17 protein-coding genes and 2 pseudogenes are annotated in these 26,938 nt (G+C 57.0%); 6 read left to right on the forward strand and 13 right to left on the reverse strand.

Annotated features, from left to right (window positions below):
- Positions 1-132: 132 nt before the first annotated feature.
- The 8 genes and pseudogenes from ACA068_RS14850 to ACA068_RS14885 form a co-directional block, all read right to left on the reverse strand.
- Positions 133-1,443 carry an ABC transporter substrate-binding protein gene (locus ACA068_RS14850; protein ID WP_497310481.1) on the reverse strand — a complete coding sequence of 437 codons (1,311 nt, stop codon included), beginning with the start codon at positions 1,441-1,443 and terminating at the stop codon, positions 133-135.
- A 228-nt stretch (positions 1,444-1,671) separates the two neighbouring features.
- Positions 1,672-2,577 (reverse strand): helix-turn-helix domain-containing protein, encoded by a 906-nt coding sequence (locus tag ACA068_RS14855; protein WP_497310482.1) that lies wholly within the window; start codon positions 2,575-2,577, stop codon positions 1,672-1,674.
- A gap of 81 nt (positions 2,578-2,658) precedes the next feature.
- Positions 2,659-3,544: pseudogene (locus ACA068_RS14860) on the reverse strand (phosphatidylinositol-specific phospholipase C domain-containing protein).
- A gap of 188 nt (positions 3,545-3,732) precedes the next feature.
- Positions 3,733-4,599, reverse strand: a complete 867-nt coding sequence (locus ACA068_RS14865) for a phosphatidylinositol-specific phospholipase C domain-containing protein (protein WP_497310483.1) — start codon at positions 4,597-4,599, stop codon at positions 3,733-3,735.
- A 150-nt stretch (positions 4,600-4,749) separates the two neighbouring features.
- A complete protein-coding gene (locus ACA068_RS14870; protein ID WP_497310484.1) occupies positions 4,750-6,042 on the reverse strand; it encodes a glycosyltransferase in 1,293 nt (430 codons plus the stop codon).
- A 161-nt stretch (positions 6,043-6,203) separates the two neighbouring features.
- Positions 6,204-6,701 (reverse strand): hypothetical protein, encoded by a 498-nt coding sequence (locus tag ACA068_RS14875; RefSeq protein WP_497310485.1) that lies wholly within the window; start codon positions 6,699-6,701, stop codon positions 6,204-6,206.
- Entirely contained in the window at positions 6,664-10,119 is a 3,456-nt protein-coding gene (locus tag ACA068_RS14880; RefSeq protein ID WP_497310486.1) for a hypothetical protein, read from the reverse strand. Before ACA068_RS14880 ends, ACA068_RS14875 begins: the two co-directional genes overlap by 38 nt.
- A gap of 115 nt (positions 10,120-10,234) precedes the next feature.
- Positions 10,235-10,594, reverse strand: coding sequence for a response regulator (locus ACA068_RS14885; protein ID WP_149660337.1), 360 nt, complete (start codon positions 10,592-10,594; stop codon positions 10,235-10,237).
- Positions 10,595-10,852: 258 nt separating this feature from the next.
- Between ACA068_RS14885 and ACA068_RS14890 the strand changes: the two genes are divergently transcribed.
- The 5 genes from ACA068_RS14890 (at position 10,853) to ACA068_RS14910 (ending at position 17,397) form a co-directional block, all read left to right on the forward strand.
- Positions 10,853-14,344, forward strand: a complete 3,492-nt coding sequence (locus tag ACA068_RS14890; protein WP_497310487.1) for a response regulator — start codon at positions 10,853-10,855, stop codon at positions 14,342-14,344.
- On the forward strand, positions 14,344-15,177 hold the full coding sequence (locus tag ACA068_RS14895; protein ID WP_497310488.1) for a CheR family methyltransferase: 834 nt from the start codon (positions 14,344-14,346) through the stop codon (positions 15,175-15,177). Before ACA068_RS14890 ends, ACA068_RS14895 begins: the two co-directional genes overlap by 1 nt.
- Entirely contained in the window at positions 15,174-15,767 is a 594-nt protein-coding gene (locus tag ACA068_RS14900; RefSeq protein WP_497310489.1) for a chemotaxis protein CheB, read from the forward strand. The genes ACA068_RS14895 and ACA068_RS14900 overlap by 4 nt, the downstream gene beginning before the upstream one ends.
- Complete coding sequence (locus ACA068_RS14905) at positions 15,761-16,942, forward strand: hybrid sensor histidine kinase/response regulator (RefSeq protein ID WP_497310490.1); 1,182 nt, start codon at positions 15,761-15,763, stop codon at positions 16,940-16,942. Before ACA068_RS14900 ends, ACA068_RS14905 begins: the two co-directional genes overlap by 7 nt.
- A 77-nt stretch (positions 16,943-17,019) precedes the next feature.
- Positions 17,020-17,397, forward strand: a complete 378-nt coding sequence (locus tag ACA068_RS14910; RefSeq protein ID WP_059405185.1) for a response regulator — start codon at positions 17,020-17,022, stop codon at positions 17,395-17,397.
- A gap of 30 nt (positions 17,398-17,427) precedes the next feature.
- Here the strand turns inward: ACA068_RS14910 and ACA068_RS14915 are convergent, their stop codons facing one another.
- The 3 genes from ACA068_RS14915 to ACA068_RS14925 form a co-directional block, all read right to left on the reverse strand.
- Positions 17,428-19,080, reverse strand: coding sequence for an ATP-binding protein (locus ACA068_RS14915; protein WP_497310598.1), 1,653 nt, complete (start codon positions 19,078-19,080; stop codon positions 17,428-17,430).
- Between the two features lie 14 nt (positions 19,081-19,094).
- Positions 19,095-20,597, reverse strand: a complete 1,503-nt coding sequence (locus ACA068_RS14920) for an ATPase domain-containing protein (protein WP_497310491.1) — start codon at positions 20,595-20,597, stop codon at positions 19,095-19,097.
- Positions 20,598-20,724: 127 nt separating this feature from the next.
- Complete coding sequence (locus ACA068_RS14925; RefSeq protein ID WP_497310492.1) at positions 20,725-21,780, reverse strand: tetratricopeptide repeat protein; 1,056 nt, start codon at positions 21,778-21,780, stop codon at positions 20,725-20,727.
- A gap of 229 nt (positions 21,781-22,009) precedes the next feature.
- On the opposite strand from ACA068_RS14925, the pseudogene ACA068_RS14930 reads away from it, so the two are divergent.
- Positions 22,010-22,120: pseudogene (locus ACA068_RS14930) on the forward strand (HlyD family secretion protein); the annotation flags it as partial.
- 204 nt (positions 22,121-22,324) lie between these two features.
- Here ACA068_RS14930 and ACA068_RS14935 read toward each other — a convergent pair.
- Positions 22,325-23,746: an efflux transporter outer membrane subunit gene (locus tag ACA068_RS14935; protein ID WP_497310493.1), complete on the reverse strand. Its 1,422-nt coding sequence runs from the start codon at positions 23,744-23,746 to the stop codon at positions 22,325-22,327.
- Positions 23,743-26,925, reverse strand: coding sequence for an efflux RND transporter permease subunit (locus ACA068_RS14940; protein ID WP_497310494.1), 3,183 nt, complete (start codon positions 26,923-26,925; stop codon positions 23,743-23,745). Before ACA068_RS14940 ends, ACA068_RS14935 begins: the two co-directional genes overlap by 4 nt.
- Positions 26,926-26,938 lie beyond the last annotated feature (13 nt).

Below are 26,938 nucleotides of genomic sequence, written 5' to 3' on the forward strand. Positions count from 1 at the left end.
AGAACACCGCCTTCGCGGGCAAGCCTCGCTCCTACATAGAGTGCGTCAAACCTGTGGGAACGTGGCTTGCCCGCGATGGAGGCCACTCGGTGTCCGGACAAACCAGAACCGTTGCCCCCGCCGCGCCGTTAGCTACTTGGGATAACCGGCGCGCTTCATCTCACGTTCGGTGGTTTGCTGGGCAGCCGTAAGCGCCTGGTCGACCGTGGTCTGGCCGATCAGCGCCGCCGAGAACGACTTGCCGACCTGGGTGCCGATGCCCTGGAATTCAGGAATGGTCACCAACTGGATGCCGATGTAGGGCACCGGTTTTAGAGTCGGTTTGCTCGGGTCCGCGGCTTTCAGCGATTCCAGCGTCACCTTGGCAAACGGCGCGGCGCTCATGTAAGCCTCGCTGTAGGTCGAGGCCCGAGTGCCGGGCGGCACATTGGCAATGCCGTCTTTTTCAGCGACCAGTGCGCCGTATTCCTTGGAAGTGGCCCAGGCACTGAAGGTTTTCGCCGCGTCCTTGGCCTTGGAACTGGTCGGAATCGCCAGCGCCCAGGAATAGAGCCAGGCCGAGCCTTTGTCCGTGGTCTCATGCGGCGCATAAGTGAAGCCAACGTGCTCGCTGACCTTGCTTTGGGTCTTGTCGGTGACGAAGGAACCGGCAACGCTGGCGTCCACCCAGATCGCGCACTTGCCGCTGTTGAACAGCGCCAGGTTCTCGTTGAAACCGTTGCTGGAAGCTCCTGGTGGGCCGGATTTCTTCATCGTCTCGACGTAGAAGTTCAGGGCGTTTTTCCACTCAGGGCCACTGAATTCCGGCTTCCACTGCTCATCAAACCAGCGCGCCCCATAGGCATTGGCGACGGTGGTGATCAGCGCCATGTTCTCGCCCCAACCGGCCTTGCCACGCAGGCAGATGCCGTACTGTTCTTTGTCTTTATTGGTCAGTTTGCTGGCGAATTCGCCGATCTGGGTCCAGGTCGGATGCTCGGGCATGGTCAGCCCGGCGTCCTTGAACAGGTCGGTGCGGTAATAGGTGATGGAACTCTCCGCGTAAAACGGCAGGGCGTAGAGCGAGCCCTTGACCGAAAGGCCTTCACGCACCGAAGGGAAGACATCGTCGAGGGCGTAGGTGGCCGGCAAATCCTTCATCGGCTCCAGCCAGCCCTTGGCACCCCAGAGTGCGGCTTCGTACATGCCAATGGTCAGCACGTCGAACTGCCCGCCCTGAGTGGCGATGTCAGTGGTCAGGCGTTGGCGCAGGACGTTTTCTTCCAGCACCACCCAATTGAGCTTGATGTCCGGGTGCTCGGCCTCGAAGGTCTTCGAGAGCTTTTGCATGCGGATCATGTCGCTGTTATTGACGGTGGCGATGGTCAGGGTCTGAGCGCCGAGGCTGACGCTGCTGAGGGTCATGCAGGTAAGGGCAAGCAGAGCTTTTACAGAAGGTTGCATCGTGCACTCCTTTTCTGCGCCCGATGGGGGACAGAAGGACAGTTATTGTTTTTGTGTCTTCCGAAGGCAGGAAGAATGTGCACTGATTACAGCCTTCAATTGAGGATGTGACAAATCATCCGTCGCACAAAAACCGATACTATTTTGCACTGATGTTTTGGGTGCGAGGCGCAGATAGCGGCTTTCTTGCCGCATGTCCGTATTGATTCTGTACAGGTTTTTGAGTGTTTAACCCAGATTCTGCTCAGTCAACCGCTGCACCGCCAGTCGCCGGTAATGCGAAGGCGTCATGCCCTTGAGCTGCTGGAAACGCCGATTGAAGTTGGAAATATTGTTGAAGCCCGATTCGAAACACACATCGGTCACCGGTTTGTCGCCATCGGCCAGCAACTCGCAGGATTTGCTGATGCGCAGGCGATTGACGAACTCAATGAAACAGCGCCCAGTAGCCTGTTTGAACACCCGGCTGAAATAAGTAGGCTTCATGCCCAGGTGCTCGGCAACTTCCTCGAGCGGCAGGTCCCGGGCGTAATGCGCAAAAATGTAATCCACCGCTCGGTTGGTGCGATCAATGTTGTGTTCATCCGCCAGTTGCGGCGTGGTGGCACCCGACAGCAACTGAAAATCGTCAGAAGCCGCGAGCAGCTCCAGCAGAATGAAAAAGTGCCCGAGCCGGGTGACGCCTTTAGTGTCAGCGATGCGTTGCATCAACGTCATGGCCTGGCGGATGGTGCGCTTGCAACGAAATTCGATGCCGTACTGAGCGCGCTCCAGCAGTGGCGCCAGGGTCTTGAGTTCCGCGAATACCTGATGACCGCTCTCGAACAATTCATCCGTGAAGTTGACCAGCATGTCGCGCTTGGGCACTACCTCGTCTTCGGCCACCTGGCTGATCCAGTTATGGGGCAGATTCGGGCCGGTCAGGAACAGAGTTTCCGGGTAGAAGTTGCCAATGTAATCGCCAATGAACACCTTGCCGGAACTGGCGACGATCAGGTGCAGTTCGTATTCCTTGTGGAAATGCCAACGCACCAAAGGGCAGGGGAATCCATGCTGGCGATAGATGATCGACAACCCGTTGTGGTCGTCCATCAGTTCGTAGGAAGGATCGGTGACTCTAACGGTTCGGGTCATGTCAGGGCGCTTTTTATTGTCATTGCGCCCTGATCATGCCTCTTTCCAGGCCTGTAATGCCAGCGTGCAACGCTCCGGGCTTCAGGCCTGTGCCCGATCATGCAAGGCGTCGCCGTAAACCGCTTTCATGCTGGTGGCGGACCAGCAATAACGAACGATCTCTGACTCGTCGAAAAAGTCGGTATTGATGATGCAGCAGCGCGTTACCCAGTCCCGGGTGGGATTGAACCAATCATTGATCTGGTTTTTGATGTCTTGAGGCCCTCCCAGAAACGCGTAGCTGGTGGCCGATAACGACCACAGGAACGTTTCGTAAGGCCCGTCTTCTAGCGTGCTGGAAATATGGGTTTTCAGATCCTCGGTGTCGGTAAACCTTTTGTTGATCCACTTGTGTGGGATGGGCGGCCAGAAGTAGTCCTCATCCAGTTCCCGCCGTCCGGGCGCCGCCAACACCACCCGGCGACGAGTACTGATCCGCTTGAGTTCGCCGATGGTTTTTGTGGAGTCGTCGGGGGGGATCACTCGCTGTCCGAGTCGACTCACCAAAAGATCATTGAGTTTCTGGTAGTCAAAAGGTTTGGCCCCGTCTGCGAGTTGGTGGAAATCCAGCACGATGAACTCATCCGGATTACGGTCAAGGAACGCTGATACGTCTGTCATCAGTTCATTGAGGACTCGATGGGACTGGTATCCGTTGTGATGAAAATAGAAGATCGACTGGTCTGTGCCCTCGGTGTAGCCCAGGCGGATATCAAAGGCCCGGGCGCCGTTGGACAGTTGCCAGGCAAATGAACCGTTTTGACACGTCGTCCAGTTGCCGATAACCACATCATAATTGGGCACCTGTTTATCCATGCCGGCGTTATGGGCGCCGGGCCAGACAAGTTCGGTCAGCTTTAGTCGATGGATATCCAGGACGTTACTCATCCATTTTTTTGTCTAACGCACCTGCTGTGTTATGGGTCATGACAGTTCCTTGTCGTTGAGGTGCCCACTCCGTGGGGCGACGAAGTTTATGTATCAGAGCTGGCTGCAAGCCACATCTGTGTTGATCGCCCTGCGTGAAAGGCTTTCATGACCCAGCATAGAAGTGCGCAACAGGATTGCCATCCACGGAAATAGTTACACATATATAGCCATTTAATGGCGGGCCGACTAATTGGTTCGCTTGTTGGCTTTATGCAAGTTTGCGGTTCGGCAATATGAAACAATTCGCGATTCTTCAATGAAGTCGACGTTGATGATGTTGCACTTTGCCGCCCAATCGCTTTTTTCCGGGTCGAACCACGCATCAAGCTCTTTATGTATATCCACGGGGCCGCCGAGGGCGCTGTAACTGGTCGCGGACAGTGACCACGGTGCCCACGTGCCTGGCGGGTATGTCAGCACACTCGTAATGTGCTTCTTCAAGTCGGCGGCACTCGTGATACCGCTGCCAGACCATTTGTGTTCAATTTGCCCAAGGAACACGTTTCGATCAAGCTCCCAGTGCCCTGTCGCCGCGACCAGAATCCTTTGTTCAGAACTGATTTGTTTGAGTTGGCGCAGACTCAGAGACCGGTTTTGAGGGGGGATTATCTGGTGACCCATTAGATGGATCATCATGTTGTTGAAAAAAGTGAAATCAAACGCATCCCCTTGCAGTTCGTGGAAATCCAAGACAATAAATTCATCGGGGTTCTCCTCAAGAAATTGCCTCACATCGGTTATCAAGTTTCCCAAGGTGCGATTATTGCGGTTGCCGTTGTGATGCATTCGGAATTTGCCGAGGCCCGGTGCCTTGGCGTCGAACACGAGTCGGATATCCAATGCTCGGGAACCGTGGCACAGCTGGGAATAAAACGATTGGTGCTGACATGCCAGCCAATGGGGGCCTGGAATCAGTGGCCAGGACGCTTTCCAGTCGCTGCCTGCGTTATGGGTGCCCGGCAGGGTCAATTCACAGAGCGACAACGTGTCAATGGCCGGAGTGCCGGACATCCAGTTATTAGGTGTCAGATTATTTTGAACAATGTTATTCATTTAATGCGTCCTTGCATTGATTTATAAGTTTAATAGGTTGTGCCGGATAAGTTGGCCAGACCTTAATCCGGCGTGTTAGTTATAAGGGTGGGTTGTTGGTGTGGTCAATAGTCGTGGCAATGTAAAGTGTGTATAAATAGTGCGTGATGTCTAAATGGTTCGATTCTTTGCTTCAATCCACTGCGCCATGTATTGCGTACTTTTGTGGTGGTGATGGCGCAACATGCTGCCGGTAAAGTTATCGCTTCTAAGTTGTATGAGATGTTGTTGGCAGTACAATAACTTTTCGATCAGTGCCGGGCCATGCTCCGACTGCCGATAACGATCAGTCAGCAACGTCTGCCCCTTGGATTGGGCGTCGGCCCAGAGCGCGTCATCCTTGTAAAGCCGCACTGCGTCATCGGCGAACTCCCGTGCCGTCCGGGTCACGGCGCCAGACCAGGGATGTTCGCCATGCATCGCTTCGGCACCGATAGGTGTTGTGACGGTGGGCGTGCCACACAGCATGGCGTCGACGATCTTGCCTTTGATGCCGGCGCCGAATCTTAGCGGAGCCAGACACACACGCGCCGCCGACATCACTTGCAAGGCGTCTTCCGCCCAGTTCATGACATGGAAACCCTGGGCCGGGTTATGCAGCGCAGTGGCCTTGGGCGGCGTGTAAGCGCCGTAGATGTGCAACTGAGCGCTGGGCAGCTGTTCGCGGATCAACGGCCAGATGGCTGTTTTCATCCAGAGCACCGCATCCCAGTTCGGCGCATGTCGAAAGTTACCGATGCTGAGAAAGTGCGACCGATCTTCAAACACGGCCGGCGGCAAGCTCGGCGGTTCGACCATCAACGGGCACCAGTGCAGCAAGTTGCGCGGCATCTTGAACTGCTCGACCAGCAACTCGATTTCCACTTCAGAGATCATCAGGCTCAAGTCGCAACGATACAACGCGGCAACTTCCCGTTTGGCCAGATCGGTATCGGCCATCAGTTCGAACTCTTCGCGCAATGCCGGTGCGAACAGGTCGCTGAAATCATTGTTGTCTTCACTGGCCTTCAAGCGATCCTTGAGACGCTGATGCCGGGCGTGCCGCAGGCTTTGCAGATCCGACGTTTCAAGCACTCGCAAGGCATCAGGGCAGTGCTTCTCTACACGCCAGCCGAACTGCTCTTCCATCATGAACTGGTCAAACAGCACGATATCCGGGGCCAGTTCACTGATAAACGCGTCGAAACTGCTGTTGTTCAACTCGATAGGCACTTCGCGAATGCCCAGTGCCGTCAGGTCCGCCCGATGTTCACCGGTGCCGGCCGGGCTGCTGAAAGTAATGTCCCAGCCTTGTTGCAGAAACGTATCCAGAATCTGCATCACATGCCCACTGGCGGCCGATGATCGAGGCTCGGGCCAGACGTAACCAATGACGAGGACTTTGGTTGCGCGGGGCTGATTCATGAACGGTATTTCCTTGACTCGGGCGGTGGGCAGGGTGATGCGAGAGACGCGCGATTAAACCATACCTCGCCGCACAGGATCATCGCGATACGACGTCGATGGAATTGTTCTGCCATACAAAGGCGGCCTGCCATCTGGTTGTGGGCAGGCCGCGCGAGAGTTTACTTCACGGCTATGGAAAACGTGCTGAGGTTTATCCGCACAGGTCCGGTAACGCGTTGGTTTGCGCTTCGATTCAATGCAGTGCGCAGTTGGGCGATATTGGTTTGGAACTTTGAAGGATGGGTGACCGATTGACTCAGTAGGGCGGTCACCAAAGCCTGGGAGTCGGCGTTGTGCACGCCGGGTGCCTCTTTGATGAAGGGCACGAGATCGTTCTTGGTTGGATTGCGAAGTACCCCGACATCGTTACCGGCAAATCTGCTGGAGGGAGCGACGTACTCGCCACCCTTGGCCAGATTGAGCAATTCGGATACTTCCATGTCACCCAGCATCACGGCTTTGTCTAAACTTTTGTCTGCGTAGAAAAAGTCCAGGGTGCCCGGCCCGCCATGGGATATTTCATGCACCACTATGTCAGCAATCCCACTGTCGTCGTAATTCATGTGACGGTAGTAACGATTAAGAATCGTTGCTATAAAAGACGATAAATTGTTCATGCACTTGATCGGCCTTCGTCGCCGCTTGCCACGCGCGGTAGCTGTCAGGATAGAGCCCGGCCATTACATCACCCGTACCAGAGCTATCCACCATGAAATTATTAATCGAGATGGATTTGAGATCGTCTTTCATGACCTTGAGGCCGTCCAAATACCATTCGGTCACCTCTCTAGAGTCGGAACCAAAAAGCGCCTTTAGAACTAACGTGTTGTCTCGGTCAGGAATTCGCTTACTCAGTAGGTCAATTGCAACGTCGATTTTGCTGGACGCAATGGGCAGCGCCTTGGTGATGACGTGTCGCGCATAACTATTAGGCAAGACCCGATGCAAACCGGGCACTTGCACAAAATCATTGGTGATCCGGAAGTTCTTCAGGGCCGGCCCCCATGGCTCGCCAGTGCGCAGATTAAGACCGAACCACTGGTTTCTATCGCGAATTGCCCATATTGGGACCGCTTCGCCCGCGTCGCCGAGCGGTCGCCATGTGCCGAGTCCGAAATCCTTGCGATTCACTGCCTTGAGAAGGTCGTAGGATCGCGCGCTGCCCGTCAATCGATGCAGTTGAAACGTCGCATTCTCCAATGCAGCTGCGCCTTGTGTACTTAGTCTCAGCAAACCCTTTTTAAGCAGGCGGGCACCGCCGAACAGTAACCGGGGCGTTCCGTCCAAAGGATTGAAGATAGAGAACGTCGCGACGGCACCGATTCTGGCCAAGTGAGCAGTTCTTGAGGTCAGGGAAGCTGTTTTGGCGGCAGCACTGGCAAACTTCCCGGCGACACCGACCACCGTTCCGAGGAGGGCGAGCCCATCAATGATGCACCCGACGGCACCTTCGGCCTGGCGTGTTTTGTCATCTGATGAGAGGTCTTCAATGCACTTTTTGAAGGGGACAACCAGGTCGATGATGAACGTGCCAATGCGCTCCGCCTTCTCGCGTTCAAGCTCCAGCTCCGTTCTACCTTCGGCGTTGCGATACAACTCTTCGTAACTGGCCATGGGGCGGTGTTTGAAGATGAAGGAAGCGATCGCCTTGAATGGCTCACTGCAAAAACTCTGGTAGGGGCTGCTTCTCGAGAGCGCAAGTGGCAACGGGGCAGGCAACACGCCGAGTTTTTCAATCACCGCGCGACTGGAAACACCGGCTACGGGTTCAATACCTTGGCTGTAAGCATTGAAATCGATGGGCAGTAAAAGGGGGCTGATCGCTGGAGTCGGGTCAGTCATGCTCCCCTTGAAGTCCACTCTTGAAGGCGAATGGATCGTGCCTGACTCAACAAGAATGCGTCCGAGTGCCGGGTTTTTTCGACATTCACCACGCAGCGTGAAGAGTTCATAACATCTGAGCTGCCCCTGGTAAGTCGCACATAGCACTATTGCGTATCGGCAGGTGGCGGCGTCTTTGTCGGTCTGTGTTTCTTTAAGTTGCCCTGGTTTGGTATTGACGCCCACCAGGCCGACCGAGCTGCCCGACATGTTGTGCAAGGTCGCTACCGGTTTACGCAGGGTATAGAAGCTGATTTCACCCGCCTGAAGTGCAATTCGATCAAGTTGAGGCAACTGCGACAGTGCCAGTTTGATGTTCGCGACGACACCGGTTTCCAGTTGTTCGTAGTAAGCATTGAAGGCTGGCTCAAGCAGCTCGCTCACCGGATACAAGGTTGTCACCTGCGGGAACGAAGTGTAGACACTCGTTCCTCTGCGATCCCACTCGCCCGTTGCCAGTTCATCAGACATGTGCAAGTCGACCATGGACATCATTAACGAAGATCCCCGACTGCCATAAAATCCCTTGCCTTCCTGTACAAAGATTTTCTTGTCGAGAAAGTCGCACCCTGGAAGCTCTTTCTGCAACTGAGCGCGCGCTAGCGCCTGCCGCGAGGGAAGAGGACTGCTCAGTGCACCGATAACGTTGTCGAAGTCGCCTATATAGTGTTTGAAAGCAGAGGTCGCTTCCTGCAAAACGTGCTCAACGTAATTGCCCTGTGCATCAGGCGAAACGACGCCGTTAATAGCCGCCCAATTGATAATCGGGTTAACGGTCACAACGCTGTGCAGTAGTGCGAGTTCGGGTGTCACAGGCTCAAGTGCGGCGAAGTCCAGCAACTGAGCGTAACTCATCAAGCGCGATGAGCCGGGGGCATTGAGTTCGGCCAGCGCCACCGCCTGACTCAGTGTGACCCAGGCCGGTGTGCCCAGGCGCAAGGATTCGGGGAGGTCCCTGACGGTAAATTCAGGCGCGATCCCCGCGAGCAGAACCAATGATGCCAGCGGCGTCGCAAGACCCGCGCCTTTGTTCAAACGGAGGAGATGGTCCTCAAGGTCTGCGCGTATTTCGAGGGGGCTGCGATCAACGTTGCCAGGCTGATAAAGGTCATAGCCCGCAATCTGATTGCGTATTTGGCCAGCCGATGAATCAAATCCGAGGATGATCGCTGCCAATAGCAACGACTGAAGGTGTTCCTTACGCACAGGTTGATCTTCAAGGCTGCCATACCATCCAACGACGGCATGGTATTCGCGCGCCCATTCGATCGCACGCTCGGTCTCCAGAATCTGGTCCAGCAAGTAATCGGCTCCCGCTTGCACCTCTTCAATCGGTTTGCCTGCAATTACAGGTCGGGCGAGCTCTTCCAGTATTTCATGAGGATGCTTGAACGCCTGATGGGTGAGCGCCAACACCCGCTCACGTTCAGCGGTGCTTAGCGAAAACGGAGAATTTTCGGCGTTGGAGAGAGCATGCCAGTAGTTACCAATCGGAGATGGTACGGGCAAGTCGAGGTGCAAGAAACCAACAAGGTTTTTTGTTTCACCGACAGTCTTGGGGATGTCGAACTGATGAAAGTTCAGCCATTGTTCAACGCTGACAGGGTCATTAAAGTAAATATAACCACCTGCCAGTGCCGCGACTTCGCCGATCAATGACAACGATTTTTCGAGGTTGGGAAAGTACCGGAATTCGTCTTTCACACTTTTCCATGGGGTGTGGCGACGTACTTCCAGGTCGCCCTGAGCGCTCACTCGAAGGCGAGACTCCGTGTCAAATATCGCGAGGGTTTCGCTGAGCATTGAAAAGTCTGGGGTGTTCACCAGGCTTTCCAGTAACGCTCTTCCCGGGTCGTAGATGTCATCGAACGAAGAGCCACTGCGGTGTGGGATTTGCACGCTAGAAAGATCAACTTCCTGATGATCCTCTGCACCATGGATCACAATTTCCAATGCACGACTGAAATCCTCTTTTTCAGCGCGATTTACTGTTGTCAGTTGTTCAAGTATTGGTGCAAATGAGGGTGTAATGCTGGCCATAAATATTCCGTTATTTGGCGTGATTCGATAGTCGGCTGCAATCCTCTTTCGGTCGAAATTAAGAAGCAAGGTCGGTAGTGTGATGGTTTGTTTCAACAAGACGGCGAGGCGCATTGAATGATCAAGAATGCGCCAGTGAAGCAGAGTTATTAATGGGCGGCGAAAGTTTGCCGTTGTTACGGCAAACTATTTGGGAGAGAAATAGCGTCTAAGGGGAGGTAGTGAATTATTAAGCAAGCATGCCTTTAACCTTGTCCCGCAACTGATCAATGGAAAACGGCTTGCCGATCACCTGCATGCCTGCCGGCACATCGATGCTCTCGGCATAACCGCTGGCAAACAGGATCGGCAGCTCAGGGCGCAGCATCCGCGCCTGTGTCGCCAGTTCTCGGCCGTCCATCACCGGCAAACCCACATCGGTCATCATCAAATCGATGTATTGATCTTCATCGTTGAGAAATTCCAGCGCCTTTTCGCTGCCATCGGCCTCAAGGACCTTGAACTCCAGTTCCTCCAGTACATCGACGATCAGCATGCGCACGATGGCATCGTCTTCTACTACCAGGATGATGGACGGGTCGGAGGACATAAGGGGGCTCTCAAGTTAAATTCAGGGTCGCAGGTCGATCGAAATCGCCGGGCTCTAGCATGAGTAAGTGGCAGATCCCGACAAGTTCCCAGCGTTGTGCAAAAAAGAATAGCTGTACAAGAGTCGGCAGGATAACCGCTCCTTTGAACAAGAGCAGCTAAATGCGGGGATTTGTCCGAGTACGCGTCAGAAAATTGGATCAATGTGCCCGTTTTGGGGCAAACTCCTTGGTTTTGAACAGTTCGACAAGGCCTTCCCATGACCTCTGCGTCTTCGGTTGATGAGCAACGATTCCGTAAACTCCTGAGCCGCAACATCAGCCTGCCGTTGGGTGTCGGTGTGCTCAGTGCGGTGTTCTTTGTTTCGCTGATCACTTACCTGCTGTCGGTGATCCAGTGGGTCGAACACACCGACCGGGTGATCAATAACGCCAATGAAGCGGTGAAGCTGACCGTTGATCTGGAAACCGGGATGCGTGGCTTTCTACTCAGTGGCGACGAGCATTTCCTCGATCCCTACGAGACGGCCAAGCCGAGAATCGCGGTCGCGCTCAATACCTTGATTGAACTCACCGCCGACAACCCGGTGCAAACCGACCGTCTGCGCCGGCTTCAGGCCTTGCAGGTGGAGTGGGCCACCTACGCGCAATCAATGATCGATCTGCAGCGCGCCAGCGGCGATTATCGCAGTGCCGTCAGGGCCGGGCGCGGCAAGCGGCTGACCGATGAGATCCGCAAGCAATTCGAAGACGTGATCGACATGGAGCAGCAGTTGCGAACCACGCGCAACGAGGACGTGCGCCGCACCACGATCTGGAGCATCTCCCTCTACCTGTTGTTCATCCTTGGTATCAGCGGATTGCTGGCGTATATCGGCCGTCGTGACTTACTCAACCTTTCTCAGAATTACAGCGCCAACCTCGCCGCGCAACAGGCCAGCGCCTGGCGCCTGGAACAGCAAGCGTGGCTGCGCAACGGCCAGACCGAACTGGCCGAGCAGGTGTTGGGGCAACTGTCCCTCAACCTGTTGGGGCGCAACATCCTGCAGTTCTGCGCGCAATATCTGGGCTCCGCCGTCGCCGCTATTTATGTGCGTGAAGAACACGGTGGCCTCAAGCGTGTGGCGTCATACGGTTTTTCTCGCGAGCAGGAAGAGCGCAACCAGCAGATTTACAGTGATGAAGGGATTGTCGGGCAGGTGGCGCAACAGGCTCGCCTGATCCGACTCGATCAGGTGCCAAACGACTACTTCAAAGTCAGCTCCGGCCTGGGCGAAGGCCTGCCGCATAGCGTGCTCGTGGTGCCCACCAGCGACGATGAGCGGGTCAACGGCGTGATCGAACTGGGCTTCCTGCGCCCCTTGGACGACCGGGACATCGAGTTGCTTGAACTGATTGCCGGCAACATCGGCACGTCAATCGAGGCTGCACGTTATCGTCAACGTTTGCAGGAAGTACTCGCTGAAACCCAGCAACTCAACGAAGAGCTGCAAGTTCAGCAGGAAGAACTCAAGACCGCCAACGAAGAGCTCGAAGAGCAGTCGCGGATTCTCAAGGAGTCTCAGGCTCACCTGGAAACCCAGCAAGTCGAATTGGAGCAGACCAACGAACAACTTGCCGATCAGGCGCAAATCCTGGCCGATCAGCGTGATGCGATGGACTTGAAAAACACCGAGCTCAACCAGGCCCAGGCCCAGCTTGAGGAGCGCGCCGAAGAGCTGCAGCGCTCGAGCAAGTACAAGTCCGAATTCCTCGCCAACATGTCCCACGAGCTGCGCACGCCGTTGAACAGTTCGCTGATCCTGGCCAAGTTGCTGGCAGAAAACCCTCAGGAAAACCTCAGCGCCGAGCAGGTGAAGTTCGCCGAGTCGATCTATTCCGCCGGCAATGACTTGCTCAATCTGATCAATGACATTCTTGATATTTCCAAGGTCGAGGCCGGCAAGCTGGAAATGCACGCCGAGAACACCAGCGTTGCGCGTCTGGTGGACGGACTGCGCGGGATGTTCGAGCCGATGGCCTCTGACAAGAAGTTGAAGTTTGAAGTCGACTTGCAGCCCGGTTCGCCGATGATGCTGTTCACCGACCGCCAGCGTCTGGAGCAAGTCATCAAGAACCTGCTATCGAACGCGGTGAAATTTACCGAAAAAGGCACCGTCAGCCTCACGGTGGCGTCCCAGCTAAACGACAGCATTGCCTTTATCGTCCGCGATTCCGGGATCGGCATCGCCGCCGACCAGCAGGAAAGCATTTTCGAAGCCTTCCGCCAGGCCGACGGCACCACCAATCGCCGTTATGGCGGCACGGGTCTGGGCTTGTCGATTTCCAGGGACCTGGCGGCGTTGTTGGGCGGTTCGATCAGCGTCACCAGCGAGCCGGGGCAGGGCAGTGTGTTCACCCTGGTGCTGCCGCAGCAATACGTAGAACCGGTTGATGCGCCGGTCGCGCCGATGCAGGCTACCCCGGTCGCCGCAAAACCGAGAGTGGCAACGCCCGCGCGGGTGCCGCTGATCGCCGAAGTCGACATTCCGCGTTTCGACGATGATCGCAGCAAGGCGCCATTCACCACCCGTTGCATCCTGGTGGTGGAAGATGAGCCGAACTTTGCAAACATTCTCTACGATCTGGCCCACGAACTGGGTTACCAGTGCCTGGTCGCCCACGGGGCCGATGAAGGCTACGACCTAGCCAAAGAGTTCATTCCCGACGCCATTCTGCTGGACATGCGCCTGCCCGATCATTCCGGGCTGACCGTATTGCAGCGTCTGAAAGAACATGCCGGAACCCGCCATATTCCGGTTCATGTGATTTCGGTGGAGGATCGGGTCGAGGCGGCCATGCACATGGGCGCGATCGGTTATGCGGTCAAGCCGACCACTCGCGAAGAACTCAAGGACGTGTTTGCCCGCCTCGAAGCCAAGCTGACCCAGAAGGTCAAGCGGGTGCTGCTGGTCGAAGACGATGATTTGCAACGCGACAGCATTGCTCGCCTGATCGGCGACGAAGACATCGAGATCACCGCCGTCGGCTTCGCCCAGGAAGCGCTTGACCTGCTGCGCACGACCGTTTTCGATTGCATGATCATCGACCTGAAGCTGCCGGACATGCTCGGCAACGACCTGCTCAAGCGCATGTCCACCGAAGATATTTGCTCGTTCCCGCCGGTGATCGTTTACACCGGACGCAACCTGACCCGGGACGAAGAGGCTGAACTGCGCAAGTACTCGCGTTCGATCATTATCAAAGGCGCTCGCTCACCCGAGCGTTTGCTGGATGAGGTCACACTTTTTCTGCACAAAGTCGAATCCAGGCTGTCCCATGAACGCCAACGGATGCTCAAGACCGCGCGCAGCCGCGACAAGGTCTTCGAGGGCCGCAAAGTGCTGCTGGTGGACGACGATGTGCGCAACATCTTTGCCCTGACCAGCGCTTTGGAGCAAAAGGGTGCAGTCGTGGTCATCGGCCGGAACGGCCGTGAGGCGATTGAAAGGTTGAATGAAGTCGAGGACATCGATCTGGTGTTGATGGACGTGATGATGCCGGAGATGGATGGCTTCGAAGCCACCATCGAGATCCGCAAGGACCCGCGCTGGCGCAAGCTGCCAATCATTGCGGTGACGGCCAAGGCCATGAAGGACGATCAGGAGCGCTGCCTGCAAGCCGGCTCCAACGATTACCTGGCCAAGCCTATCGACCTGGATCGCCTGTTTTCGCTGATTCGCGTGTGGTTACCGAAGATGGAACGCATTTAGTGGAACGCATTAATACAGTGGCGCGAAACAGCGAAATCGAGTTGCGGTTGTTGATCGAGGCGATCTACCTAAAGTACAGCTACGACTTTCGCGATTATTCCGGCGCTTCGATCAAGCGCCGGGTCAATCATGCGTTGGTGCAATTCGAGTGCAATACCATTTCAGCCCTGCAAGAAAAGGTGCTGCACGATCCGACCGCGTTCATGCAGTTGCTGCAATTGCTGACGATTCCAGTCAGCGAGATGTTTCGCGATCCTTCGCATTTCCTGGCAATCCGCAAGGAAGTGGTGCCACTGCTCAAAACCTATCCGTCGATCAAGATCTGGATCGCCGGTTGCAGCACGGGCGAAGAAGTCTATTCGATGGCGATTCTGCTGCGCGAAGAAGGCTTGCTCGATCGCACGATCATTTACGCCACCGACATCAACCCGCGCTCGCTGGAGAAGGCCAAGCAGGGGATTTTCTCCATGGAGAATGTCCGTGCCTACACTCATAACTATCAGCAGGCCGGTGGCCAGCGTTCGTTCGCCGACTACTACACAGCGGCGTATGGCTACGCGATTTTCGACAAGACATTGTGTGAGAACGTGACCTTCGCCGATCACAGCTTGGCGACGGACAGCGTCTTTTCAGAAACTCAATTGATTTCGTGTCGTAATGTTTTGATTTATTTCAATAAAAAGCTCCAGGATCGTGCGTTCGGGCTGTTTCATGAGTCCCTTTGCCATCGCGGATTCCTGGTCCTGGGCAGTAAGGAAACCCCGGATTTTTCGGCCTTCGGCAACCAGTTTGTACCCTTGGTCAAACAAGAACGGATTTACCGTAAATCATGAACAATGCAGCGGATTTGCCTTCGATAGACGCTATCGTGATCGGCGCTTCGGCCGGTGGAGTGGAGGCGTTGCTCAACATTCTCAGTCCGTTGCGTGAAGGTTTCGTCCTGCCGATCATCGTAGTCCTGCACCTGCCCGACGAGCGCCGCAGTCAACTGGCCGAAGTCTTTGCCCGCCGGGTTTCGATGCCTGTCGAGGAAGCCGGCGACAAAACCCACGTGGAAGCTGGAACCCTTTATTTCGCTTCGCCGGGTTATCACTTGTCAGTGGAGCAGGACCGCAGCTTTTCCTTGAGCCTGGAGGATCGCGTGCATTACTCGCGTCCCTCCATTGATTTTCTGTTCGAGTCGGCTGCCGATGCCTATGGTTCAAGCCTGGCGGCCGTGCTGCTGACTGGCGCGAACCGTGATGGCGCACGAGGGCTGGCCCAGGTCAAACATCGCGGTGGCCTGACCATCGTGCAGGACCCGGACGAAGCCCAGGTCGCGACCATGCCTCGGGCAGCGCTGGATTTGCATCACCCGGACCACATTCTCCCTATACGCGGCATCGGCCGTCTGCTTGTCGAGCTGGAACGAATAGCATGCTAAGTAACATTCAAGCCAAATTGCTGATTGTCGACGATCTGCCGGAGAACCTGCTGGCGCTCGAGGCACTGATCAAGCGTGAAGACCGCATAGTCTACAAAGCCTTGTCCGCAGACGAAGCCTTGTCGTTGCTGCTGCAACACGAATTCGCCATGGCCATTCTCGACGTGCAGATGCCGGGTATGAACGGCTTTGAACTGGCCGAGTTAATGCGCGGCACGGAGAAAACCAAGAACATCCCGATCGTGTTTGTCAGTGCCGCCGGCCGCGAGCTGAACTACGCGTTCAAGGGTTACGAAAGCGGGGCCGTGGACTTCCTGCACAAGCCACTGGATATTCACGCCGTCAAAAGCAAGGTCAACGTCTTCGTTGACCTGTACCGCCAAAGCAAGGCGATGAAGCAACAAGTCGAAGAGCTGGAGCAGGCTCGCCGCGAACAGGAAGCGCTGCTCAAGCAATTGCAGACCACCCAGAATGAGCTGGAACAAGCGGTGCGCATGCGTGATGACTTCATGTCGATCGTCGCCCATGAAGTGCGCACGCCGCTGAATGGCCTGATCCTCGAAACCCAGTTGCGCAAGATGCACCTGGCCCGGGACAACGCGTCGGCGTTCACCCTCGACAAGATGCACGCCATGGTCGACCGTGACGAGCGCCAGATCAAAAGCCTGATCCGTCTGATTGAAGACATGCTGGATGTGTCACGCATTCGCACCGGCAAGTTGTCGATCCGCTCGACCCGATTCGACCTCGTGCAATTGGTCAGCAACCTGTTGCAAAACTTCGCGCCGCAGGTCGACGCCGCCGAGTGTTCCGTTGCCTTTAGCGCCGAGCAGCCAGTGGTCGGCAACTGGGACGAATTTCGTATCGAGCAAGTGATTTCAAATCTGCTGACCAACGCCTTGCGTTATGGTGGCAAGAGCCGGATCGATGTGAGGGTCTACAGTCACGAGGGTCAGGCACGGGTCGAAGTGCAGGATCGCGGGATCGGTATCAGTGAAGAAAACCAGAAGCGTATTTTTCAACAGTTCGAACGGGTGTCAGCCAAGACCGTGGTCGCGGGGCTGGGACTGGGGCTGTTTATTTCCGAGCAGATCGTCGCCGCCCATGGCGGCTCCATCGCCGTCGAGAGCAAGATCAACGAGGGCGCCTTATTTCGCGTTTGTCTGCCGCTGTAGGAAAACAGCCGGATAAACGCAACCTCTGATCGACCCCATGGTCGTATCAGCAGCTATTGACCGAACAAAGGCTTCCCATGAGTGAAGATGCACAAGATGTAGTACTCATTGTCGAGGATGACCCCTCGATTCTGATGGTATTGTCCGCTTACTTGTCGGGTGAGGGTTACCGGGTGCTGCAGGCCGAAAACGGCGAGCAGGCCTTCGAAATACTGGCGAGCAAGCCGCACCTGGACATGATGATCACTGACTTTCGCCTGCCTGGCGGGATTTCCGGCGTGCAGATCGCCGAGCCTGCCGTAAAGCTGCGACCTGAGCTCAAAGTGATTTTTATCAGCGGTTATCCGCAGGAAATCCGCGAGACCGACAGCCCGATCACGCGCAAGGCGCCGATCCTCGGCAAACCGTTCGATCTGGATGTGTTGCAAGAGCTGATGCAGGAAATGCTGTCGTAAATGGCCCCGAAGCCCCCGTCATGGGGGCTTTCAGATTCGGATCATCTCCCGCACCTTGGCCGTCAACAGGTCGAAGGTGAACGGCTTGGTGATCATCTGCATGCCAGGGTCAAGGAATCCACCGCGCACCGCCGCGTGCTCGGCATAACCGGTAATGAACAACACTTTCAGATCAGGCCGGTACTGCCGACCGATTTCCGCCAGTTGCCGGCCGTTCATTCCAGGCAGGCCCACATCGCTGATCAACAGATCGATACGCTGGCCGGAGTCGAGGATCGGCACCGCGCTGTCGGCATCGCCGGCTTCGACGAAGGCGTAGCCCAACTCACTCAGCACTGCACTGACCAGCACGCGCACCGCCGGATCGTCCTCGACGATCAGCACGGTTTCACCGTCCTGAGCGTAAGGCGCGTGTGCGATATCGACCAGGGTGTCCTCAACCAGATCACCGTTGTAGCGCGGCAAATACAGACTCACCGTCGTGCCGTTACCCACTTCACTCTCGATGGTGACGTGGCCGTGGGATTGCTTGCTGAAACCGTAAATCATCGATAATCCCAAACCGGTGCCCTGGCCGATCGGTTTGGTCGTGAAGAACGGATCAAAGGCCCTGCTGATGGTGCTTTCCGGCATGCCGCAGCCGGTGTCGGTCACGCGCAGCACGACGTAATCACCCGGTTGCAGGTTGCTTTGGACTTGCGTGAACCCCTTGTCCAAGTGTTGATTCGAGGTCTTGACCACCAGTTTTCCGCCTTCGGGCATGGCATCGCGGGCGTTCAGCACAAGGTTGAGGAGGGCGCTTTCGAGTTGGTTGGGGTCGGCCTCGGCCACCCACAAGCTCTCGCTCAACTGCATGTCCAGTTGAATGCTTTCGTTGATGCTGCGCTGCAAGAGTTCGCCCATGGACGCCACCAGGGTGTTCATTTTCACGGGTTTGGAATCCAGCGACTGGCGTCGGGAAAACGCCAGCAGACGATGGGTCAGACCTGCCGCGCGATTGGCCGAGGTCACCCCCAGATCAATCAGGCCGTCCAGGTCGTCGGTGCGACCACGGGCCAGGCGTCGGCGCAGCAACTCAAGGCTGCCAATGATACCGGTCAACATGTTGTTGAAGTCGTGGGCGATACCGCCGGTGAGTTGGCCGACTGCCTCCATTTTCTGCGACTGTCTGAGGGCTTCTTCGTTGTGACGCAGTTGGGCGGTACGTTCCTCGACCTGTTGTTCGAGGGTTTCCAGCGTATTTTGCAGGCGCAGTTCGCTTTGGCTCAGGTCAATCAACCGGTCCCTGGCTTCATACTGCCTTCGTCGCCCACGCAACGCGGTAGTGACCAGGCTGATCAACGTCACCGGATGAAACGGACGCTCGAGGAAGGTTACGTTGCCCAATTGCGGGCCGAGACGTGACGCGGGGTTCTGCTCCGGGCCGCCGTGGTGGGTCAGCAGTACAATTGGCAGGTCTGACCAGGCCGGTTGTTCCTCGATCAGGCTCAGCAGCGGTTCGAGATCACAACCCAGCAAGGCTTCCGAAGAAATCACCAGCAGGCCGGCACCTTGCGCCAGCTCGCTGCACAGCGTGACCAGATCCCGGGTCACTAGACCTTCGAATCCCGCCTCGTTAAGCATCATCAGCGCAATCTGGCTGTCACGTCCCAGCGGCGCGAGAATGATCGTGCGCTCGGACATCGCCTCGACAACACTCACCGGTCATCATCCTTGAGGAGTGGCTGGCTGGCGCCCAGATAGGTCGGCATGCCGCGCAATACACCCTGGAACGCATCCAAAGGCTCACCGATGGTCATGCCCGTGCTGCAGATGCGGTATTCGCGAATGGTCGATTCGTGGCTACCGGTGCGTTTCTTGATAATTGAAACGGCCCGGCGAACCTTGCCCACGGCTTCGAAGTAGCGCAACAGAATCACCGTGTCAGCCAGATAAGTAATGTCGACCGGGGCCTGCATGTCCCCGACCAGCCCATGTTGGGCCACGGTCATGAACGTCGCGGCGCCTCGGCGATTGAGGTACAGCAGCAACTCGTGCATGTGCAGTACCAGCGCGTTTTCCTCGGGCATTGCGGCCTGATAGCCGTTGATGCTGTCGATCACCACGGTTTTGATACTGCGCTCATCGACGCAACGACGAACCCGGTGCGAGAACTCGCCGGGAGACAGTTCGGCGGCGTCGACTTGCTCGATCAGCAGGTTGCCGGTGTCTTGCAGCGCCTGCAGGTCGATGCCCATGTTTTTCATGCGCTCGAACAGCAGTCCCAGCTCTTCATCGAAGATAAACAGCGCGGCTTTTTCACCCCGGGCGACGGCTGCCGCGGCGAAGATCATCGAGATCAGCGATTTGCCGGTGCCGGCCGGGCCGAGAATCAGCGTGCTCGAACCGGTCTCGATGCCGCCGCCGAGCAGGGCGTCCATTTCCTTGATGCCGCTGGTCAATTGTTGGCGAACATAACCGCCGCGGTGTTCCGCCGCGACCAGACGAGGGAAGACGTGAACGCCGTCGCCCATAATCGTGAAGTCATGAAAACCGCCACGGTACTTTTGACCGCGGTACTTGACGACACGGATCCGCCGGCGCTCGGCGCCGTAGTTGGGCGTCAGTTCTTCCAGGCGAACCACCCCGTGCGCCACACTGTGCACGGTTTTATCGAGGGATTCGGTGGTCAGGTCATCGAGCAATAGCACGGTGGCGTCGTAGCGCACGAAGTAGTGCTTGATCGCCAGAATCTGCCGGCGATAACGCAACGAGCTCTGGGCCAGCAAGCGGATTTCGGAGAGGCTGTCGAGGACCACACGGGTCGGCTTGACCCGTTCGACCACTTCGAAAATCTGTTTGGTCGCTTCGCCCAGCTCAAGGTCCGAGGAATACAGGAGGCTTTGCTGATGCTCGGCATTGAGCAGGCTTTCTGGCGGGGTCAGTTCGAAGATGTGAATGTTTTCATCCAACTCCCAACCGTGGGACAAAGCCCCTTGGCGCAGTTCGCGCTCGGTTTCTGAAAGCGTGATGTACAACGAGCGCTCGCCGGCACGGGCGCCAGCCAACAGAAAATGCAAAGCGACGGTGGTTTTGCCGGTGCCGGGTTCACCCTCCAGCAAAAACACATGGCCGCGGGACAATCCACCGGCCAGGATGTCATCCAGACCTTCGATGCCGGTGGCGGCTTTTGCACTGAACAACTCGTTAGATGCAGACAAAAAAAACCCTCTCATGACTAGGGGAAGCGAGGCAGCAGGCCTGAAGTGCCTGAATGGACTGCCTGATCACTTGACCTTTTGCCGTGGTGACGGTTCAACCTTTTTGTTGACCTGCCAGAGGGTGACGTTACAAGCCTTGCTGCAACGCCGGATCATCGGGGTTGAGCTGTTCCAGCTGCGCCAGAAGGATCTGCACGTTCTGTAATTGTCCGCTTTCTTTCCAGTAATTGATCAGCAGTACCCGCGCCTTGCGGTCGGCCGGGTGGCGCTGGACGATTTCCTGCAGCTGTTTTTGCGCCGCTTCCAGCTCTTGCTCACCGTGCAGCGTAGTCGCCAGGTCGTAGCGATAGTCCTTGTTGTTCGGTTCGATCTCGACCGCTTTGGACAGACCAAGCAGGGCGAACTCGCTTTGCCCGTGATGCAGCAACCAAAGCCCCAAGGCGTGTTGCAGGTAGGCCGAGTCGGGTTGAGCCTTCAACTGTTTCGCCAGCAATTGCCGGGCTGCGTCGCTCTGGCCTTGCTTATCCAGTACTTCGATTTGCATCACCAGCGCTGGCAGGTTGCCTGGGTTCAGTTGCAGTGTGCGTTCCAGCGCCTGCTGCGCTTCTTTGAGTTCGGCATTGTGCACGTGCAAACGGGCCAGTTGGTATTGGGTTTCGGCGCTTTCCGGCAGGCTTTTCAGGTCCCGTTCCCAGGCATCGATGGCTTGCTGCAACGGCCCGAAATACAAGCCCAGGTCATCCGGCGATAAACCCAACAGCGCGTTGATCGCGGCAGACCGGACGCTTTGTTCGCTGTCATCGAGCAACGGTCCGATCAGCAGACTGCGCTGCCCACTGGGCACCAGTCCGCCAATGCTTTTGATCGCTGCGATGCGCACGTCGGCCGAAGGGTTTTGCAGGTCTGCATCCGCCAGTTTCAGGGCTTGCGGGCTCGGGTAATTCGGCAGTTCGGCATGCAGCCAGACACGGCGCTTGGGCGACAGGTCAGGGCGGCCCAGTTGCTGGTAAAGCACCCGTGCGGCCCCCGGTTGCCCGGCGCGCGCCTGGGTCAGCGCTTCGCTGTAGCCGCGCTTGATGGCTTCCGGTACCACGGGTGTCGTGCTGCGCAAGAAAAACCAGGCAAGAGCGAAGGCGAGCAGGACACAGAGGCTGATGAGCAAGTAGCGGCGGGACTGGGGCATGCAGGAATCCGAGGGCTGGCGGCTTTTGCAAAGTTGTCAGCTTCGGTCAGCCGGGCGTGTGAGTCAAACCCTGACTCAGTTCAAAGTCGGCGATTTTCCCTACAGGTCGCGTCGACATTGAAACCCGTCGAAGCCGTGAAGCAGTGACTACGCTTGCTGGAGATGACCCGAAGAGTATTCCCATGCAACCGCTGCTCCAGTACTTCAAGGCGATAATCAACCCCGGGCAAGGGTGCCGGTGCGGATTCAGATTGATGCTGACGATGTCGCAAAAAACCACCTGAGTGCCGGGACCACCGTCACCGTCATGGGAAACCAAAGAGTTCAAAACCAACCCTAACCCCCCTTGTGGGAGCGAACCTGCTCGCGATGACGGATGAACATTCAACGATGATGGTGACTGACCCACCGCTATCGCGAGCAGGCTTGCTCCCACAGAGGTTCACTCCGCCTTCTGAAAAAGAAAAAAAAGCCCCGCGACCGAATGAGGCGCAGGGCTAAAAAATTGGTTGGTTGCGGCCAACCAAAGGAGCTCTTTAAAAACTTACTTGCTGGCGACTGTCTCTGGTTGCCAGCCACCGCCAAGGGCTTTGTAGATCGCGACAATGCCGCGATACAGGTCAGTTTCGGCCGATGCCTGGGTATCTTCGGCCGCCAGGCGCTCGCGTTGGGCATCCAGCAGGACGAGGAAGTCCACGGTGCCTTCGCGGTAGCGAATCTCGGCCAGGTCCGCGGCTGAACGGCTCGCTTCGCTTTGACGAATCAGTGAGATCAGCCGTTGCTGACGTTTTCCGTAGTCGCTGAACGCGTTTTCCGATTCTTCCAGCGCCAGCAGCACTTGCTGCTCGTAGGTCGCCAGCGCGCCTTCGGCATCGGCATCGGCGCCGCGCAGACGGGCTCGCACGCTGCCCAGATCGAACGCAGCCCAAGTAATGCTCGGGCCAAGCGCCCAGGCATTGGCCGCCGCAGAACCGATCTGCGAACCACGCCCTGCAGTAAAGCCAAGGAAGCCGCTGAGGCTGACCCGAGGGAACAAATCAGCCTTTGCGACGCCGATACGGGCGGTAGAGGAAGCCAGTTTGCGTTCGGCACTGAGGATGTCCGGGCGACGTTGCAGCAATTCACCCGGATCGCCGATCGGCAACGCCTTTGCGATCGCCGGCAAGTCTTTTGGACTCAGGTCGACGGAAAGTTTGTCCGGACGCTCACCCAGCAGGGTGGCGATACGGTTTTTCTGCCGAATCTGTTCGGCCTGCAACTGCGGCACGCTGGCTTCGACCGAGGCGAGGCGTGCATCGGCACGCTCCACGTCCAGTTGATCGCCGACGCCGGCATCACGCAGGCTTTCGGTGATCTTGCGCGACTCCTGCTGGTTGTTCAGGTTGGCCAGGGCAATCTTTTCGCGCAATTGCGCGCCGCGCAATTGGCCATAAGAATCCACCAGTTCGGCAATCATGGTGACTTGCAGTTGGTACAAATCGGCTTCGAGGGCCTGCTGTTCGGCATCGGCGGATTCCAGGTTGCGCTGGATACGCCCAAACAGGTCGATCTCCCACGCCATGTCCAGGCCGAGGTCGTAACGTTCGCTGTTGACCCGTTTGGTGGTCTGGCCCGGAATCTGACCCTTGCCCAAATCACTGCTGGCGCGGCTGGTGATGGTGGGCATGGCGTCATTGCTGACGTCATCGCGAATCGCCCGAGCCGCTTTCCAGCGGGCGAAGGCTACGCGCAAATTACGGTTGCCTTGCAGCGATTGAGTCACCAACTGGTTGAGGGTCGGGTCTTCGAACTGCTGCCACCAGATGCCTTCGAAACGCGAGCGGTCGAAGTTTTTTTGACCGGCAGCGCCATCGGTGGCGGTGGTGATGTTCGCTGGCTCAGTGGCTGGGGTCTTGTAGTCCGGGCCGACGGCACAGGCACTCAGGGCCAGCACCAGAAGGCTCGGCAGGAAGGCTTTCAGGCTCATTGTTGCGCCTCCAGTTTCAGGGCCTTGGCCGCTTTGCGCTTTTCACCGCGCTCCACAAAGTTACGAATCAATACGTAGAACACGGGCGTCAGCAACAGACCGAAGAAGGTCACCCCGAGCATCCCGGAGAACACCGCTACACCCATGGCGTGACGCATTTCGGCACCGGCACCGCTGGAGAAGACCAGAGGCACAACACCCATGATGAACGCGAAGGAGGTCATGAGGATCGGACGCAGGCGCAGACGGCAAGCTTCGAGCACCGCGGCGAGCGGGCTGAGGCCTTCATCCTGCTGTTTATCCTTGGCAAACTCGACGATCAGAATCGCGTTCTTACACGCAAGTCCCACCAGTACGATCAAGCCGATCTGGGTGAAGATGTTGTTGTCGCCTCCCGAAGCAATCACACCGGTGATGGCCGACAGCAGGGTCATCGGTACGATCAGGATCACCGCCAGTGGCAGGCTCCAGCTTTCGTATTGGGCCGCGAGCACCAGGAACGCCAGCAGTACGCAGAGCGGGAACACGAACAGCGCGGTGTTGCCGGACAGAATCTGCTGGTAGGTCAGGTCGGTCCACTCGTAGGTCATGCCGTTTGGAAGTTCTTCCTTGAGCAGTTTCTCGATCGCTGTCTGAGCCTGGCCGGAGCTGTAGCCTGGGGCTGCCGCACCGTTGATTTCAGCGGTGATGAAGCCGTTGTAGTGCATCACGCGGTCCGGACCCGAGGTGTCGCTGACCTTGATGAAGGTCGCCAGCGGGATCATCTCGCCTTTGTTGTTACGCACTTTCAGCTGACCGATCTGATCCGGTTCCAGACGGAACTGCTGTTCAGCCTGGACGTTGACCTGGTAGGTGCGGCCGAAACGGTTGAAGTCGTTGGCATACAGCGAACCCAGGTAGATTTGCAGGGTGTCGAAGATGTCGCTGACGGCCACGCCATGGGTCTTGGCTTTTTCCCGGTCGATGGCGGCATCGACCTGTGGCACGTTCACGGTGTAGCTGGTGAACAGCGCAGCCAGTTCCGGCACGTTGTGGCTCTTGGTAATGATGTTCATGGTTTCTTTGTACAGCTCGTCGTAGCCGAGGTTGCCCTTGTCTTCGATCTGCAGGCGGAAACCACCGATAGTGCCCAGACCCTGCACCGGCGGCGGCGGGAAGATCGCCATGTAGGCTTCCTGGATCCCGGCGAACTGGCCGTTCAACGCACCGGCAATCGCACCGGCCGACATGCTCGGGTCTTTACGCTCGTCGAACGGTTTCAGGGTCACGAACACGATACCGGCGTTCGGACTGTTGGTGAAGCCGTTGATCGACAGGCCAGGGAACGCCACCGCACTTTCCACACCCGGCTGTTTCAGGGCGAGGTCGGACATGCGCTTGATCACGTCTTCGGTACGGTCCAGGCTCGAGGCATCCGGCAGTTGGGCGAAAGCCACCAGGTATTGCTTGTCCTGGCCAGGTACGAAACCGGTCGGGGTGTGGGCGAAACCGAAGAAGGTCAGCACCATCAGGCCTGCGTACAACAGCAGGGCAATACCGCTGCTGCGGATAACCCGGGCTACGGTGCCGACATAGCCATGGCTGGCGCGTTCGAAGAACCGGTTGAACGGACGGAACAGCCAGCCGCCCAATAGTTTATCAAGCACTTTGGTAAAGCGATCTTTCGGCGCATCGTGGCTCTTGAGCAGCACGGCCGCCAGGGCAGGGGACAGTGTCAGCGAGTTGAACGCCGAGATCACGGTCGAGATGGCAATGGTGAGGGCAAACTGTTTGTAGAACTGGCCGGTGAGTCCGGAAATGAACGCCGCCGGGATAAATACCGCACACAGCACCAGCGCCGTCGCGATGATCGGCCCGGTCACCTCTCGCATGGCTTTCTTGGTGGCTTCTACGGGCGATTCTCCCAGCTCGATGTGCCTTTCCACGTTCTCCACTACCACGATGGCGTCGTCCACCACGATACCGATGGCCAATACCAGGCCGAACAGTGACAGGGCGTTCAGCGAGAAGCCGAACAGGTGCATCACGGCAAACGTACCGATCAGCGAAACCGGCACTGCCACCAACGGAATGATCGAAGCGCGCCAGGTTTGCAGGAACAGGATCACTACCAGAACCACGAGAATCAGTGCTTCGAAGAGGGTGTGAACCACTGCTTCGATGGAGCCGCGCACGAAGATCGTCGGGTCATAGACGATGCTGAAGTCCATGCCTTCCGGGAAGTTTTTCTTCAGTTCGGCCATTTTGTCGCGAACTTCGTTGGAGATCTCGATCGCGTTGGAACCAGGGCGCTGGAAGATCGGGATCGCCACCGCTGGCTGGTTGTTCAGCAACGAACGCAGGGCGTATTGGCTGGAACCCAACTCAATGCGAGCAATGTCTTTCAGGCGCGTGATTTCACCGTTGTCGCCGGAGCGAACGATGATGTTCTCGAACTCTTCTTCGGAAACCAGGCGACCTTGGGTGTTGACCGACAGTTGGAACGCCGTGGCATTCGGGGCAGGGGGCGCACCCAGCGCACCGGCAGCGACTTGACGGTTCTGTTCACGAATCGCCGTCACCACGTCGGTGGCAGTCAGGTTACGTGAAGCGGTCTTGTTCGGATCGAGCCAGACCCGCAGCGAGTAGTCGCCCATACCGAACAACTGCACATCACCGACACCGCCCAGACGCGCCAGCTCATCCTTGATGTTGAGCAAGGCGTAGTTGGACAGGTAGAGCATGTCGTAGCGCTTGTCCGGCGAGGTCAAGTGCACAACCATGGTAAGGTCGGGCGATGCCTTGTCGACGGTGATACCGATGCGCGTCACTTCTTCTGGAAGTTTCGGCTCGGTCCGGGTCACGCGGTTCTGGACCTGCACCTGTGCGTTGTCCAGGTCGGTGCCCAGGGCAAAGGTGATGGTCAGGGTGATCTTGCCATCAGCAGTGGACTGCGAGGACATGTACAGCATGTTCTCGACGCCGGTAATGGCTTGCTCCAAGGGAGCGGCCACGGTTTCACCGATGACTTTTGGGTTGGCGCCGGGGAAGTTTGCACGGACCACAACGGTCGGTGGTACCACTTCCGGGTATTCGCTGATCGGCAACTGGAACAGCGAGATGGCACCGGCGATCAGGATCAACAGCGAAAGTACCGCTGCGAAGATCGGCCGTGAAATGAAGAATTGGGAAAAATTCATCGAAGTTGTCGTC

It is taken from the genome of Pseudomonas sp. LBUM1660 (assembly GCF_059695935.1).